Origin of the sequence: Burkholderia sp. Bp8994, assembly GCF_003853805.1 — a bacterium.
Lineage (GTDB): Bacteria > Pseudomonadota > Gammaproteobacteria > Burkholderiales > Burkholderiaceae > Burkholderia.
The window spans coordinates 108,173-123,959 of sequence record NZ_QTQH01000005.1 but is presented as its reverse complement, the minus strand read 5'-3'; the positions used below and the strand labels follow the sequence as shown (position 1 = coordinate 123,959).

14 protein-coding genes are annotated in these 15,787 nt (G+C 67.4%); 6 read left to right on the top strand and 8 right to left on the bottom strand.

The annotated features are described in order from the left end of the window. Positions 1 to 19: 19 nt before the first annotated feature. A complete protein-coding gene (locus DIE04_RS06730) occupies positions 20 to 796 on the bottom strand; it encodes an SDR family oxidoreductase (RefSeq protein WP_044846058.1) in 777 nt (258 codons plus the stop codon). 178 nt (positions 797 to 974) lie between these two features. Between DIE04_RS06730 and DIE04_RS06725 the strand changes: the two genes are divergently transcribed. Further along, positions 975 to 2,648, top strand: coding sequence for an electron transfer flavoprotein-ubiquinone oxidoreductase (locus DIE04_RS06725; RefSeq protein ID WP_124572944.1), 1,674 nt, complete (start codon positions 975 to 977; stop codon positions 2,646 to 2,648). 118 nt (positions 2,649 to 2,766) lie between these two features. Here the strand turns inward: DIE04_RS06725 and DIE04_RS06720 are convergent, their stop codons facing one another. The 3 genes from DIE04_RS06720 to rbsK form a co-directional block, all read right to left on the bottom strand. Then, positions 2,767 to 3,714, bottom strand: coding sequence for a dihydrodipicolinate synthase family protein (locus tag DIE04_RS06720; protein ID WP_044846060.1), 948 nt, complete (start codon positions 3,712 to 3,714; stop codon positions 2,767 to 2,769). 45 nt (positions 3,715 to 3,759) lie between these two features. Continuing rightward, complete coding sequence (locus tag DIE04_RS06715; protein ID WP_124488978.1) at positions 3,760 to 5,079, bottom strand: MFS transporter; 1,320 nt, start codon at positions 5,077 to 5,079, stop codon at positions 3,760 to 3,762. A 61-nt stretch (positions 5,080 to 5,140) separates the two neighbouring features. Beyond that, complete coding sequence (gene rbsK / locus DIE04_RS06710; protein ID WP_409333440.1) at positions 5,141 to 6,067, bottom strand: ribokinase; 927 nt, start codon at positions 6,065 to 6,067, stop codon at positions 5,141 to 5,143. Between the two features lie 241 nt (positions 6,068 to 6,308). Here rbsK and DIE04_RS06705 point away from each other — a divergent pair, with 241 nt between their 5' ends. Beyond that, positions 6,309 to 7,379, top strand: a complete 1,071-nt coding sequence (locus tag DIE04_RS06705; protein WP_124523062.1) for a LacI family DNA-binding transcriptional regulator — start codon at positions 6,309 to 6,311, stop codon at positions 7,377 to 7,379. Positions 7,380 to 7,457: 78 nt separating this feature from the next. Here DIE04_RS06705 and aroC read toward each other — a convergent pair whose 3' ends face one another. The 3 genes from aroC to DIE04_RS06690 form a co-directional block, all read right to left on the bottom strand. Beyond that, positions 7,458 to 8,558, bottom strand: coding sequence for a chorismate synthase (gene aroC, locus DIE04_RS06700; protein ID WP_124523060.1), 1,101 nt, complete (start codon positions 8,556 to 8,558; stop codon positions 7,458 to 7,460). A 262-nt stretch (positions 8,559 to 8,820) separates the two neighbouring features. Then, a complete protein-coding gene (locus DIE04_RS06695; RefSeq protein WP_124523058.1) occupies positions 8,821 to 10,755 on the bottom strand; it encodes an MFS transporter in 1,935 nt (644 codons plus the stop codon). 139 nt (positions 10,756 to 10,894) lie between these two features. Beyond that, positions 10,895 to 11,350: a CBS domain-containing protein gene (locus tag DIE04_RS06690; protein WP_044846066.1), complete on the bottom strand. Its 456-nt coding sequence runs from the start codon at positions 11,348 to 11,350 to the stop codon at positions 10,895 to 10,897. 158 nt (positions 11,351 to 11,508) lie between these two features. Here DIE04_RS06690 and DIE04_RS06685 point away from each other — a divergent pair, with 158 nt between their 5' ends. Continuing rightward, positions 11,509 to 11,826, top strand: a complete 318-nt coding sequence (locus tag DIE04_RS06685; RefSeq protein ID WP_044846067.1) for an Mpo1-like protein — start codon at positions 11,509 to 11,511, stop codon at positions 11,824 to 11,826. An 18-nt stretch (positions 11,827 to 11,844) separates the two neighbouring features. Here the strand turns inward: DIE04_RS06685 and DIE04_RS06680 are convergent, their stop codons facing one another. Continuing rightward, the gene (locus tag DIE04_RS06680; RefSeq protein WP_124523056.1) at positions 11,845 to 13,173 is read right to left on the bottom strand and encodes a YihY family inner membrane protein; all 1,329 of its coding nucleotides are present in this window, start codon (positions 13,171 to 13,173) and stop codon (positions 11,845 to 11,847) included. 148 nt (positions 13,174 to 13,321) lie between these two features. Between DIE04_RS06680 and wrbA the strand changes: the two genes are divergently transcribed. The 3 genes from wrbA to DIE04_RS06665 are packed head-to-tail and all read left to right on the top strand — an operon-like array spanning position 13,322 to position 15,781. Further along, complete coding sequence (wrbA, locus tag DIE04_RS06675) at positions 13,322 to 13,942, top strand: NAD(P)H:quinone oxidoreductase (protein ID WP_044846069.1); 621 nt, start codon at positions 13,322 to 13,324, stop codon at positions 13,940 to 13,942. Then, positions 13,939 to 14,340, top strand: coding sequence for a DUF2069 domain-containing protein (locus DIE04_RS06670; protein WP_044846070.1), 402 nt, complete (start codon positions 13,939 to 13,941; stop codon positions 14,338 to 14,340). Before wrbA ends, DIE04_RS06670 begins: the two co-directional genes overlap by 4 nt. 19 nt (positions 14,341 to 14,359) lie before the next feature. Next, positions 14,360 to 15,781: an FAD-binding oxidoreductase gene (locus DIE04_RS06665; RefSeq protein WP_124488970.1), complete on the top strand. Its 1,422-nt coding sequence runs from the start codon at positions 14,360 to 14,362 to the stop codon at positions 15,779 to 15,781. The last annotated feature ends 6 nt before the right edge of the window (positions 15,782 to 15,787 follow it).

Here is a 15,787-nt window from a genome sequence, read left to right as displayed (position 1 = left end):
GTTGCTGAATGTCATCCAGTCAGGCGAGGCCGAAGCCATCGTCGGCGGAGATAATCGAGCCATTGATGAACTGCGACTCGTCGGCCGCGAGCAACAACAACAGCCCGTCGAGATCCTGCGGCTTGCCGACGCGCCGGCGCGGCAGCATCGACTGCAGCTTCTGGCCCTGCTCGGTTTCCCACAGGTAATGATTGATTTCGGTATCGATATAGCCCGGACAGATCGCGTTGACGTTGATCCCGTGGCGGCCCCATTCGAGCGCCATCGCGCGCGTCATCTGCACGACCGCCGACTTGCTCATCGCATACAGCCCGATCTGCGGAAACACGCGCAGCCCCGCCACCGACGCGATGTTGATGATCCGGTAAGGCGGTTTGCCGTTGCCGTTCGCGCGCATGATCATCCGCTTCGCGACTTCCTGCGCGACGAAAAACGCGCCGCGCGTATTGGTGTCGAACACGAACTCGAAATCGGACGGCGTGACGTCGACGAGCTTCTGCATCGTCGAGACGCCCGAATTGTTCACGAGGATGTCGATCGTGCCGGCTTCCGTCTCCGCGTGCGCGATGGCCGCCTTGATGCTCTGCACGTCGGTGACATCGAGCGACACCACGTGCGCGGCACCGCCCGCCGCCTCGATCTCCGCGCGCAGTTCCTTCAGGCGCTCGACGCGGCGGCTCGCGAGCACGACCTTCGCGCCGGCCTGCGACAGCACCTGCGCAAAGCGTTGCCCGAGGCCGCTCGATGCGCCCGTGACCAACGCGACCTTGCCTTCCAGATTGATCGATCGACCCATTGCACATCCCCTTTCGATGTCGTTTCGCCGCCGCGGGCGCCCTGTCCCACGCAGCATAACCCTAGCACATAAAATAGAACGATCGTGCTAATGTATCCGCATGCTGTTGCGGCAAGCGTTTCGTTTCGCAGACAATACGCTCCCGAATAAAAGCATTCTAACGGTTAGAGGAACGCCAATGACCCCCGCAAGCCTCATCGAGCAATACGGCCCGCGCGAATCGATGGAATACGACGTCGTGATCGTCGGCGGCGGCCCGGCCGGGCTGTCGGCCGCGATCCGGCTCAAGCAGCTGGCCGCCGAGAAAGGCACCGAGATCGGCGTGTGCGTGCTCGAGAAGGGTTCCGAGATCGGCGCGCACATCCTGTCGGGCGCGGTGATGGACCCGCGCGCGATCACCGAGCTGTTCCCCGACTGGAAGGAACAGGGTGCGCCGTTGAACGTCGAGGTGACCGAAGACCGCTTCCTGTTCCTGTCCGAGAGCAGCGCGGTCACCACGCCGAACTGGGCGCTGCCCGACAACTTCAAGAACCACGGCAACTACGTGATCTCGCTGGGCAACGTCACGCGCTGGCTCGGCCAGCAGGCGGAAGCGCTGGGCGTCGAGATCTTCCCGGGCTTCCCGGCCGCGGAGATTCTCTACAACGACGACGGTTCCGTGAAAGGCGTCGCCACCGGCAACATGGGCGTAGGCAAGGACGGCGAGCCGACCGAGAACTTCCAGCTCGGCATGGAACTGCACGCGAAGTACACGCTGTTCGCCGAAGGCTGCCGCGGTCATCTTGGCCGCCAACTGATCTCGAAGTTCAAGCTCGACGCGAACGCCGATCCGCAGGCGTACGGGATCGGCATCAAGGAACTGTGGGAAATCGATCCGGCGAAGCACAAGCCGGGCCTCGTGATCCACACGGCCGGCTGGCCGCTGAAGTCCGATACGTACGGCGGCTCGTTCCTGTATCACATGGACAACAACCAGGTCGTGGTCGGCTTCGTGGTCGGCCTGGGCTACACGAACCCGTACCTGTCGCCGTTCGAGGAGTTCCAGCGCTACAAGACGCACCCGTCGATCCGCGCATTCCTGGAAGGCGGCAAGCGTGTGTCGTACGGCGCGCGGGCGATCACGGCCGGCGGCCTGCTGTCGCTGCCGAAGACGGTGTTCCCGGGCGGCGCGCTGATCGGCGACGACGCGGGCTTCCTGAACGCATCGCGGATCAAGGGCAGCCACGCGGCGATCAAGACCGGCATGCTGGCGGCGGACGCCGCGTTCGACGCGTTGCAGGCCGGTCGCCAGAGCGATGAGCTCAACGCGTATCCGGACGCCTTCAGGCAATCGTGGCTGTACACGGAGCTGTACCGCGCGCGCAACTTCAAGCAGTGGATGGCGAAGGGTCTCTACCTCGGCACGCTGATGGTCGGGCTCGAGCAGAAGTTGATGGGCGGCAACGTGCCGTGGACGCTGCACCACAAGCATGCGGACCACGAGATGCTGAAGCCGGCATCGCAGTGCACGCCGATCGAGTACCCGAAGCCGGACGGCAAGCTGACGTTCGACCGGCTGTCGTCGGTGTTCATCTCGAACACGAACCACGAGGAGAACCAGCCGGCGCACCTGACGCTGAAGGACGCGAGCGTGCCGGTGAACGTGAACCTGCGCACCTACGCGGGACCGGAGGCGCGCTTCTGCCCGGCGGCCGTGTACGAGTTCGTGAAGAACGACGACGGCAGCGACCGCCTCGTGATCAACGCGCAGAACTGCGTGCACTGCAAGACCTGCGACATCAAGGACCCGACGCAGAACATCGTGTGGGTCACGCCGGAAGGCGGCGGCGGGCCGAATTATCCGAACATGTAACTGCCGAAGAACGCCGCCTCGCGCGGCGTTTTTTTTCGTCGGTTCGACGTTCGACATTCGACGCCGCCCGGCTCTCCATCGGGCGCGCGACTCATGCACCGCGCCCGTATCGGCTGCGCTAACGCGCCGCGATCCGCCGACGGAAATGCTCGGTACCGGACACGATCTTGTCGAGCACCGCGTCGAGCGCCCAGAAGCGCTCGCGCACGTCGTAGTCGATCGCACGGCAACGAATCGATCCGAACGTGCCGATCCGTTGGTGATAGATCTTCGCAAGCGCCGGGTAGCCCAGCGCTTCCGACACCGCCGAGAGCACCAGGAACGTCGACAACTCGTCGGCCAGCGCCGGATCCGAGCCGCCCTGCGTGCGCAACCATCGGTACAGGTCGGGATGGAAGTTGGTGAACACGCCGTTGAAACCGGCCGAACCCGCCTTCATCGCATCCCATGCGATCGCGGCGTTCGCATTGAGGATCTTCAGCGGCGACCCCGCGGCGAGTGCGACGCGTCGCTTCACCGTCTCCAGATCGCAGCTCACGTCCTTCAACATCACGAAGCGGCCGGTGTCGATGCACGCACGCAGTTCGTCATCGGACAGCAGTCGCCGATAAGGCGCCGGACATTCGTACAAACCGAGCGGCAGATCCGACGGCAACCGGGCGAGCAGCTTGTGAAGATGGTCGAGAAGCGCCGCGCTGCCCTTGCGCTGCGGATCGAGGCGGTTGGTCACGAGCACGACGCCCTGCGCCCCCGATTCCGCCGCGGCACGCAGCTCGGCGACCTGCGCATCCAGATCGTCGCTGATGTGCCCGGACGCGACGACGGGCACGCGCCCGGCCACCCGCTCGACCACGAAACGCGCGAGTTCCGCACGCTCGGCAAGACTCAGGAATTGCATCTCGCTCGATTGCGCGACCGCGAACAGCGCATCCGAGCCGTGCGCCAGATACCATTCGACGAGTCGCTCGAGGCCCGCGTAGTCGATCGCGCCGGCGTCGTCGAACGGCGTCAGCATCACCGGTACGATCCCCTCGATGGTTGCGCTCGATTGCCGATGTGGTTGCATCTGTTTCTCCTTCCTTCAGTGAATACGGGGGTGTAGCCGACGGACTCAGGCCGGCAGCGGTCCGGGCGCGGCGCTCGCGGACTGCTCGGGAATCGGTTTGCGCACCAGCAGCAGGTAAGCCATCGCGCCGGCGAATGCGATTGCCGCCGCCGTCAGCAGCGCGGGCACGAACGACCACCTCTGCGCGATGACCCCCGTCAGGATCGGCGCGAGCGCACCGCCGATGAAACCGCCGAAATTCTGGATCGCGCCGAGCGATGCGACACGGCTCGGCGGGGCGGCCGCCGTCGCGAGCGCCCACGAGCATGCCGACGCCGCATTGGCGAGAAAGATCACGACCGAGATGCATGCGAGCGCGACCGTGTTGCTCTGCACGAGCGCGGCCGGAATCGTGAACGCGACCATCCCGAGCATCGCGACGACCACCGCGTTGCGCCGGCTCACGACCGGCGAGCGGCTGCGGCGCGTCACCAGATCCGAGAGCCAGCCGGCAACGAGCGAACCGACGAACCCGCACAGGAACGGCACGGATGCCGCAAACCCGGTGCGCACGAGGCTCATGTGACGCTCCATCGTCAGGTACCCCGGCAGCCAGGTCAGGTAGACCCAGTTCAGATACACGGAACCGAAGAATCCGAGCAGCATGCCCCAGGTCGTGCCGTGCGAAAACAGGCTGCGCCAGTCGGCGAAGGTCAGTTTCGGCATCGCGACGGCCGTCTGCGCATCGGTATCGAGATACGCGCGTTCCGCCGCGGTCAATTGCGCGCGCGCCGGATCGCGGTACAACGCAAACCAGACGACGGCGACGACGAGGCCGAGCGCACCCGTCACGACGAATGCCCAGCGCCAGTTGAACGATGCGACGAGCACCGCGAGCAGCAATGGCGCGAGTGCGGTGCCGAGCGGCGACGCCGCGTTGAAGATCCCGGTCGGCGTACCGCGCGCGCGCAACGGAAACCAGTTGCTCACCACCCGCGCCGCCGACGGGAACTGCGGCGCCTCGCCGATGCCCAGCACGATGCGCGCGACGATGAACCAGCCGAAGGTGGACACGATGCCGCCCGATGCCTGCGCGAGCGACCAGACGATCAGCCCGATGCCGAGCAGCCGGCGCGGCCCGATGCGATCGACGAGTCCGCCGACCGGGAACTGGCACAGCGCGTAGCTCCACGAGAACGCCGACAGCAGCAAGCCCATCTGCGAGAGCGACAGCCCGAGATCGCCCCGGATTGCCGAACTCGCGACGGCCAGCGTGCCGCGGTCGAGATAGTTGACGATCCCGCTCGCCATCAGCAGCGCGAGCGCAATACGTTGTCCGCGCCGGATACGTGGCGGCGCAGTCGGAACAGCATGATTCTCGTTCATTGCGTTTGTCTCCATGTCCTGAATGGTTTCCGGGCCTCGGTCTGTTCCGTCTTCGCGGAATCTATGCGGCCCCACGCTCCACTTCCTCGCGTGTCGGAATCGACGTCTGCGCGCCGTGGCGCGTGACGCTGATCGCGGCCGCACGCTGTCCGAACGCGATCGCGTCGTCCATCGACGCGCCGCTCGCCCGGGCGGCCGCGAAGCCGCCGACGAAGGTATCGCCGGCCGCCGTCGTATCGACGGCGACCACCGCCATCGCCCGATGGCGGCCGCTCCCTGCACTTCCGCGCCAGCAGACGCCGCGCGCGCCCAGCGTGACCAGCACGTTGCCGACACCCTTCGCGCGCAGCGCGTCGGCGGCCCGCACCGCCGACGCGTCGTCGCCGACGGCAATGCCGGTCAGCGACTCCGCTTCCGTTTCGTTGACGACGAGATAGTCGATGCGGGCCAGCAATGCGTCGAACAGCGGCCGGGCCGGCGCCGGATTGAGCAGCACCGGCGTGCGATGCGCGATCGCATTGCCGATGGCGCGCGCGACGGTCTCGATCGGCACCTCGAGCTGGCACACCATCAGCGCCGCGCCGGCGATCGCGTCGCGCGCCCGGTCGATCAATTCGGCATCGAGGCGCGCGTTTGCACCGGGCACGACGACGATGCTGTTCGCGCCGTGCGCATCGACCGTGATCGTCGCGACCCCGGTTGCCTCGCCGTCGATCCGGTGCAGATGCGTCACGTCGATGCGCTCCGCCGCCAGCGCGTCGTGCAGACGTGCGCCGAACGCATCGTTGCCGACGCAGCCGATCATCGCGACCGACGCACCGAGGCGCGCGGCGGCCACCGCCTGGTTCGCCCCCTTGCCGCCGTGAACGGTCTGGAACGTGGTGCCGAGCAGCGTTTCGCCCGGCACGGGCAGCCGCGGCGCATGCGTGACGAGGTCGACGTTGACGCTGCCGACGACAGCGATCCAGGGTGGTCTGGTGTGGATCATCATCGAATGTAATCGCTTACATTTTCGACGTACAAAATGGCCTGATCGGCCTTCGTCGACGAAAACTTCACGATGCGGTTGAAATCTGTGTCTGACATAATACGGAGTAGCATCAAGATAGCGCTTACATTCTCACAGGCGAGACCGGGATTGCAAGCGGGACCACGATGAATCGAGGGTAAACGATGGCGTTTTTGACCACGCGCGGAGCCTGCAGGGCAGCCGCGCCCGGGGATAACCGATGAGTACGCCTTCATCCGGCGGTGGCGCGGCTCGCGCGCGCCGCGGCAGCGGCCGGTCGGTGCTCGGCGACGTCGCGAAACTCGCCGGCGTGTCGACCGCGACCGTTTCGCGCGTCTACAACGATCCCGGCAAGGTCTCGGCCGACGTGCAGCAGCGCGTGCGCGACGCGGCACGTGCGCTGAACTGGATTCCCAACGCAGCCGGCCGCGCACTCGCCTCCACGCGCACCCACATCACCGGGGCGATCATTCCGACGCTCGACGACCAGGTGTTCGCATCGCAGGTAGCGGGCATGCAGGCGGTCATGGCCGAGCATGGCATCACCCTGTTCCTGGGCTGCTCGAATTACGATCCGGCGCAAGCGCTCGCGCAGGTGCGCGCGATGCTGTCGCGCGGCGTCGAAGCGGTGTCGCTGGTCGGCGAAGCCTATCCGCCGGAAGTATTCGAACTGCTCGACCTGCATCGGGTGCCGTATGTCGTCACCTATGCTTACCGCGACGACAGCCCGCACTGCTGCATCGGCTTCGACAACCGCGCGGCATTCGCGCGACTGACCACGCACCTGCTCGAGCTCGGGCATCGCGATTTCGCGATCATCATGCAGCCTTCGGCCGACAACGACCGCGTGCAGGCCCGCCTGCGCGGCATTCACGAGACGCTCGCCGCGCGCGGGCTCGCGGTCAGGCCGATCCACCAGCACGAGGGCGCGGCCACGATCGCGTTCGGGCGGGCGAGCCTGCGCGCGATTGCCGACAGCGGCGCGACGCGCCCGACGGCCGTGATCTGCGGCAACGACGCACTCGCGCTCGGCGCCCTGCTCGAGGCCCAGGCACTGGGCCTCGACGTGCCTTCGCAGCTGTCGATCACCGGGTTCGACGATGTCGCGCTGGCTCGCGAAATCCGGCCGGCGCTGACGACGATGTGGGTCGACACCGATGCGATCGGCCGCAAGGCCGCCCGCGCGTTGCTCGACGCACTCGAAAACGGCGCAGCCGGGCCCGGTTGCGCGGTACTGCCGGAGCTGCGGGTACGCGAATCGGCCGCGCCGCCGGATGCGGCGGCCCAATGAAAACGGGGCGCCGCAGGCGCCCCGTTTCGCATCGAATCGGCCAAATCGGTCGAACCGGCGAGTGCCGGCTCCGCTGCATCAGGTCGCGCTGCCCGCGATCTTCGGCGTCGGCGTCTCGACGTCGCCGCACTGTGCGCGATGGCGCAGCGCGTGGTCGATCAGCACCAGCGCGAGCATCGACTCGGCGATCGGCGTCGCGCGAATGCCGACGCACGGGTCGTGGCGGCCGAAGGTTTCGACGGTCGCTTCTTCACCGGACTTCGTGATCGAACGGCGCGGCGTGCGGATGCTCGAGGTCGGCTTGATCGCGATCGACACGGTGATGTCCTGCCCCGTCGAAATCCCGCCGAGCACGCCGCCTGCATGGTTGCCGACGAAACCGGCCGGCGTCAGTTCGTCGCCGTGCACCGAGCCGCGCTGCGCGACGCTGTCGAAGCCCGCGCCGATCTCGACGCCCTTCACCGCGTTGATGCTCATCATCGCCTTCGCGATGTCCGCGTCGAGCCGGTCGAATACCGGTTCACCCCAGCCGACCGGCACGCCCGACGCGACGACGTCGATGCGCGCACCGATCGAATCGCCGTCCTTGCGCAGCGCGTCCATGTAGGCTTCCAGCTCCGGAACGATCGCCGCGTTCGGCGAGAAGAACGGGTTCTCGCGGACGTGCGACCAGTCGACGAACGGGACGTCGATCTCGCCGAGACCGCTCATGTAGCCGCGCACTTCGACGCCGAAGCGCTCGCGCAGCCACTTCTTCGCGACCGCGCCCGCGCCGACGAGCGGCGCGGTCAGGCGCGCGGACGAGCGGCCACCGCCACGGTAGTCGCGGATGCCGTATTTCTGCCAGTAGGTGTAGTCGGCGTGGCCGGGGCGGAACGTCTCGACGATGTTGCCGTAATCCTTGCTGCGCTGGTCGGTGTTGCGGATCAGCAGCGCGATCGGCGTGCCGGTCGTCACGCCTTCGAACACGCCGGAAAGGATCTCGACCTCGTCGGCTTCCTGGCGCTGCGTCACGTGCCGCGACGTGCCGGGCTTGCGGCGATCGAGCTCGACCTGGATGTCGGCTTCGGTCAGCCCCATTCCCGGCGGGCAGCCGTCGATCACGCAGCCGATCGCGGGACCGTGCGATTCGCCGAAGGTCGTGACAGTGAAAAGCGTGCCGAGGGTATTGCCGGACATGATGGAACCGCCCAAAGAGAAATGGACAAACCGATGCGCTGCCGGGGCCGCTGGCAGGCCGATCGTTTGCCGGTCGAGAAAAGAGGTAAACCGCTATTATGCCAGCCGTCCCGGACCCGCGGGCCGCGTGAACCGTTCAGACCATACTGGCCGGCCACGCAGACGGCCCGGCGCGAGAATCGTCGACCTGCGCCGTTCCGGTCGAACCGGCCGGTTTGCAGCCGCCCGCTGCCCGATACGAAGCCGCCGGGGCCCGCCCTGCCTACTTCCGCGCGCCGCGCAGCTCGGTCACCGCCGCCTGCAACGCCTCGGGCGTCGCGACCGAGGCCGCGATCGGCTCGCCGACCGCGAGCGTCAGCCGGCTCATCACGCCGCGCTTGATGGGCCGCGGCATGCGCGCATCGGCATGACGGGAGAAATAGCTGCCCCACAGCCCGCGCAGCGCCATCGGGATCACGGGCGCCGGCGTGCGGCCCAGGATCTCGGTGATGCCGTGGTGGAAGGTGTTGATGTCGCCCGTCTTGGTCAGCTTGCCCTCGGGGAAGATGCACACGAGTTCGCCGTCCTTCAGCGCGGCCTCGCATGCGTCGTACGCGCGCGCGAGCATGTCGGGATCCTCGTGGCGCGGCGCGATCGGAATCGCCTTCGCATGCCGGAACACCCAGCTCGCGAAGCGCGCCTTGAAGATCCGGTGATCCATCACGAACCGGATCGGCCGCGGGCTCGCAGCCGCCAGCACGAGCGCATCGACGTAGCTCACGTGGTTGCATACGAGCACGGCCGCGCCCTCTTCCGGGATCCGCTCCGCATGGACGAGACGAATCCGGTAGAACGTGTGCACCAGCACCCACGCGACGAAACGCAGCAGGAACTCGGGGACGAGCAGGTAGATGTACGTCGCGACCACGACGTTCAGCAGCGCGGTGACGAGGAACAGGCCGGGGATGTCGACCCCGGCCTTGGTCAGCCCCATCGCCATCAGGGCCGACAGGATCATGAACAGCGCGTTCAGGATGTTGTTCGCGGCGATGATCCGCGCACGGTGGGTCGGCGCGCTGCGGCTCTGGATCAGCGCATACAGCGGCACGCTGTAGAAGCCGCCGAACATCGCGAGCAGGAACAGGTCGGCCAGGATGCGCCAGTGACGCGCGCCGCCCAGGAATTCCCCGACCGACAGCAGATGCCCGGGCGATGGCAGCGAGCGGCTCGCGAAATACAGCTCGATCGCGAACACGCTGATGCCGATCGAGCCGAGCGGCACGAGGCCGATCTCGACGCGCCGCTGCGACAGCCGCTCGCAGAGCAGCGAGCCGAGGCCGATCCCGACCGAGAACGTCGCGAGCAGGACCGTGACGACGTCGGGGCTCGCGGACAGCACGTCCTTCGCGAAATTGAAGAACGACGTGAGGAACGTCGCGCCGACGAACCACAGCCACGAGATGCCGAGCAGGCTCAGGAACACGGTGCGGTTCTGCCGCGCGAGCCCGAGGTTGCGCCACGTTTCGCTGAACGGATTCCAGTTGATCACGAGATCGGGCTGCGGCGCGGGCGTCGACGGCACGCGCTGCGCGACGAGCCGCCCCGCGAGCGCGATGACGACGACGCTCACCGCGAGCACGCGCTCGCCGCTGCCTTCGATGCCCGCGGCCGCGCCGCCGATGATCGTCCCGATCAGGATCGCGATGAACGTGCCCATCTCGACGAGGCCGTTGCCGCCGACCAGTTCGTGGTCGCCGAGATGCTGCGGCAGGTACGAATACTTGACGGGGCCGAACAGCGTCGAGTGCATGCCCATCATGAACGTGCACAGATACAGCAGCGTCGCGCTGTGCGTGACGAAACCGGCCGCGCCGACCAGCATCAGCACGATCTCGAAGGACTTCACGAAGCGCGTGAGCGTCGCCTTGTCGTATTTGTCGGCGATCTGGCCGGAGGTGGCCGAGAACAGCACGAACGGCAGGATGAAGATCGCGGAGATCAGGAACGCGGCCGTCTTCGCGTCGACGCCGGAAAAGCGCGCGGTGTGATAGGTGACGAGCGACGTGAAGCCGATCTTGAACACGTTGTCGTTCAGCGCGCCCAGGAACTGGGTCGTGAAGAACGGCGCGAAACGGCGCTGGCGCAACAGGTCGAACTGCGACGCGTGGGCGCGCCGATCGCCGCGCGACGCGGAAGAGACTTGCGTGTGATCGCTCATGCGGAATACGCGCGAATCGTCTGGGCGAAGCTGCGCGGACCTTGGGTTGTTGTCGAAAAAACGGCGGCGCAGGCTGAACCTGCGCCGCCGTACGCCGAATGGCAGCGCCCGCGCGTCATGGCACCGGGCGCGACGCGATTCACGGCTTCTGCGCTTCGGCTTCCGATTCCGGCCAGTCGCGGATGTACGCCTTCAGCATCCGGTTCTCGAAGCTCTGCGCCTCGACGACCGTCTTCGCGACGTCGTAGAACGAAATGACGCCCATCAGCACCTTCTTGTCGAGCACCGGCATGTAGCGCGCGTGGCGCTCGAGCATCATCCGGCGCACTTCGTTGACGTCGGTTTCCGGCGTGCACGTAAGCGGCTCGTCCATCACCTTGCGCACCTGCACGTCGCCGATCGCGCCGCCGTTCACGTGCAGGCGCAGGATGATCTCGCGGAACGTCAGCATCCCGACGAGATCACCGTACTCCATCACGACGAGCGAACCGATATCGTGTTCGGCCATCGTATCGACCGCTTCGCGCAGCGGCTTATCGGGCGTCACCGTAAACAGCGTGTTGCCCTTCACTTTCAGAATATCGCTGACGCGCATCGTAGTCCCCTCATGCTTGAATGCAAAACCTTTTTCGATCCTATCGGAAAGCCTGTCAAAAGGAAAGCTCAGCCCCGCGCGGCGCGGCGGCCGCCGCTTGCGGACCCGGGCCGGCCGCCGCAAAATGACTCCATGGACGGCGGCCCGAGGAGACGGCCATGGCACATACGCATACGGAGCAATTCGCCAGCTTCGCCGATTTCTACCCGTACTACCTGAACGAACACCAGAACCTGACGTCGCGCCGGCTGCACTTCATCGGCTCGCTCGGCGTGATCGGCTGCGTCGCGATGGCGATCGCGACGGGCCACTGGCCGTGGCTGCCGGCGGCGGTCGTGTGCGGCTACGGATTCGCGTGGGTCGGACACTTCTTCTTCGAGAAGAACCGCCCCGCCACGTTCCGGCACCCGATCTACAGCCTGATGGGCGACTGGGTGATGTTCAAGGACATCTGCACCGGCAAGATTCCGCTGTAAGGCCCGCCCGGCACCGCGTCACGCCGTTTTCGGCGGCCGCGCGTGCGGGTCGGGCGCCCCGCCGGGCACCGGCCCGGGCACGGTCGCGGCCGGCGCACCCGCAAGCCGGTGCGCGGCGATCAGCGACGCAAGCGATACTTCGAACCGGTCGTTCGACAGCACCTCGAGCAATGCCGCGCCTTCGACGTGGCTGCTGCGTCGCTGCAGCTGGTACGTCAGTTCGGTGCGGTCGATCACAAGGACGTCGAACAGCTGCGCCAGCGTCAGCTGCTCCGGATTCGCCAGCAGGATGTAGCACGGCGCGCGATCGCCGCTGTCCAGCCGCGCGATCCACTCCCGCTCCTCCATCGTCGACAGCAGCCGCTGCGCGGTTTCCATGTCGCAGCGCAACATGGCCGCAAGCCGCATCGCCGTATAGCCCGCCTTGCCGACCGCGCGCGCCTCGGCCAGCCGCGCGAGCAATTCGAGCGCGTCGAGCAGGTCGCTGCCCGCATAGTGGATGCGATGGAACTGGCCGACGCGGATCGCCGGCAGCGCGGACGCCACCATCGCGCCGAGCAGCGCGATGAACCAGCTCAGATACACCCACAACAGGAACACCGGCAGCGCCGCGAACGCGCCGTAGACGGCCGTATAGGTCGGAATGCGCCGCACGTAATAGCCGAAGCCGCGCTTCGCGAGCTCGAACGCGATGGCCGCGAACAGCCCGCCGATCACCGCGTCGCGCCATGCGACCGTGCAGTTCGGCAGATACACGTACAGCAGCGTGAACGCGAGCACGGTCAGCGGCAGCGACACGAACGCGAGCAGCCATTCGACGATCGACGTCGACGGCGCGGCGCCGGTGAACGCCAGCGATTGCGTAAACAGGTACGACGAGATCGACAGGCTCACGCCGAACAGCAAGGGCCCGAGCGTGATCAGCGCCCAGTACGCGAGCACGCGCTGCGCGAACGGCCGCGGCTTGCGCACCCGCCAGATCAGGTTGAACGCGGACTCGATCGTCATCATCGTCATCACGGACGTGACGACGAGCACGATCAGGCCGGCCGTCGTCAGCCCCTTGGCCTTCGACGCGAACTGGTTCAGGTACTTGAAGATCTGGACGTTGAACTGCGCGGGCATCAGGTGATCCGCGAGGAACCCCTGCAGCGAGATCTGGAACGACGCGAACATCGGGAACGCGGTAAACAGCGCAAACGCGACCGTCACGAGCGGCACGAGTGCCAGCATCGTCGTGAACGTGAGGCTGCCCGCCACTTGCGGGATGCGATCCTCGGCGCTGCGCCGGGCCGCGAACTGCGCGAGGCGCTTGAGGGTGTCGAGATCGACGCTCAACTTCGGCAAACGGCTTCTCCTTCTCTGCTGACGCCGCGCGCCCGACGGCGCGCCGCCGCCGCGCTGCGCGACGACTTCAGCCCCTATAATAGCCGCTCGATCCAGCAGGGGCCGACTGCACCGGGCATCCGCGCGGCCGCATGCGGCCCCGTCGCCCATGAAAGACATCCTCGTCCTCTATTACAGCCGCCACGGCGCCACGCGTGATCTCGCACTCGCAATCGCGAACGGCATCGACAGCGTGCCCGGCATGCAGGCCCGCATCCGTACCGTGCCGCCCGTCTCGACGGTCTGCGAAGCCACCGCCTCCGATATCCCCGACGACGGCCCGCCGTATGCGGAGTTGCGCGATCTCGAGGAGTGCGCGGGCCTCGCGCTCGGCTCGCCGACCCGCTTCGGCAACATGGCCGCCTCGCTCAAGTATTTCCTCGACGGCACGACGCCGCAATGGCTGTCGGGCGCGCTGACCGGCAAGCCGGCCTGCGTGTTCACGTCGACCGGCAGCCTGCACGGCGGCCAGGAGTCGACGCTGCTGTCGATGATGCTGCCGCTGCTGCATCACGGGATGATGATCGTCGGCATCCCGTACACGGAATCCGCGCTCAGCACGACGCGCACCGGCGGCACGCCGTACGGCGCGTCGCACGTGTCGCAGCACGATCGCAGCGGGCCCGCGGGGCTGTCGGCGGACGAAAAGGCGCTCGCGGCCGCGCTTGGCGTGCGGCTCGCGCGTGCGGCAGCGGCCCTCGCCGACGCCCGGGCCGCCGAGGCCGCATGAACGCGCCTGCCCGCCCCGCCCGTCCCCCCGTCGCCGCCCGGCCGCGCTACGCGCTGGCCGCGGCCGCGTGCCTCGTCGCGCTGATCGCGCTGTCGCTCGCGTGGGAACTGTGGCTCGCGCCGCTGCGCCCGGGCGGCTCGGCGCTGATGCTCAAGGCCGTGCCGCTCGCGCTCGCGCTGCCCGGCGTCTGGCGGCGTAACATCTATACGATGCAGTGGGCGAGCATGCTCATCCTCGTCTATTTCGCCGAAGGCATCGTGCGCGGCATGTCCGACCGCGGATTGTCCGCGACGCTCGGCTGGTGCGAGACCGCGCTCGCCGTCGGCTTCTTCGTGGCCGCGCTGGCCTACGTCGCGCCGTTCAAGCGCGCGGCGAAGCAGCAGCGCGCCGCGTCCTGACCCTTACGCGACCGAACGTATGAATTCTTCCGAAGCCTTCGTATCCGCCTGCCGAGACGCGATCGGCGCCACCTACGTGCTGACCGAGCCGCACGACACCGAACCGTTCCTGACCGACTGGCGCCGCCGCTACAAGGGCAGCGCGTGCGCGGTGCTGAAACCGGCCGATACGGCGGAAGTCGCGGCGCTCGTCCGGCTCGCCAACGCGCACGGCGTCGCGCTCGTGCCGCAGGGCGGCAACACGGGGCTCGCCGGCGGCGCGACGCCCGACGCGAGCGGCAGCCAGGCCGTGCTGAGCCTCGCGCGCCTGAACCGCGTGCGGGCCCTCGATCCGCACAACAACACGATCACGGTCGACGCCGGCGTGATCCTCGCCGACGTGCAGGCGCGCGCCCGCGAAGGCGGCCGGCTGTTCGCGCTGAGCCTCGCCGCCGAAGGCAGCTGCACGATCGGCGGCAACCTGTCGACCAACGCGGGCGGCACCGCGGTGCTGCGCTACGGCAACGCACGCGAGCTGTGCCTCGGGCTCGAGGTCGTGACGCCGCAGGGCGAGATCTGGGACGGCCTGCGCGGGCTGCGCAAGGACAACACCGGCTACGACTTGCGCGACCTGTTCATCGGCGCCGAAGGCACGCTCGGGATCATCACGGCCGCCGTGCTGAAGCTGCATCCGCTGCCGGCCGCGCAGGTCACGGCGCTGGCCGCGCTCGAGTCGCCGCACGCGGCGCTCGACTTCCTCGCGCTCGCGCAACGCGCGGCCGGCCCGCTGCTGACCGGCTTCGAGCTGATGTCCGACTTCTGCATGCAGCTGGTCGGCAAGCACTATCCGCAACTGCGCTATCCGTTCGACCGCACGCATGCGCAGACGGTGCTGCTCGAACTGTCGGACAACGAAAGCGAAACGCATGCGCGCACGCTGTTCGAAAAACTGATGGAAGAGGCGTTCGAGGCCGGGCTCGTGGTCGACGCCGTCGTCGCGGAAAATCTCGCGCAATCGCGCGCGTTCTGGGACCTGCGCGAACACATCCCGCTCGCGCAGGCCGACGAGGGTCTCAACATCAAGCACGACATCGCGGTGCCGATCTCGTCGATCGCGCGCTTCATCGACGAAACCGACGCAGCGATCCAGCAGGCCGCGCCGGGCGCGCGGATGGTCACGTTCGGCCATCTCGGCGACGGCAACCTGCACTACAACGTGCAGACGCCCGAAGGCGGCGACCCGAAGGCGTTCCTCGCGGCATTCCAGAAGCCGATCAACCGCATCGTCTACGACAACGTGCACCGTCACCACGGCACGATCAGCGCGGAGCACGGGATCGGCCAGCTGAAGATCGACGACGCGCAGCGCTACAAGTCGCCGGTCGAAACGGCGCTCATGCGCACGCTGAAGACCGCGCTCGACCCGCGCGGGCTGATGAATCCCGGCAAGGTCCTGCACTGAAGCCCC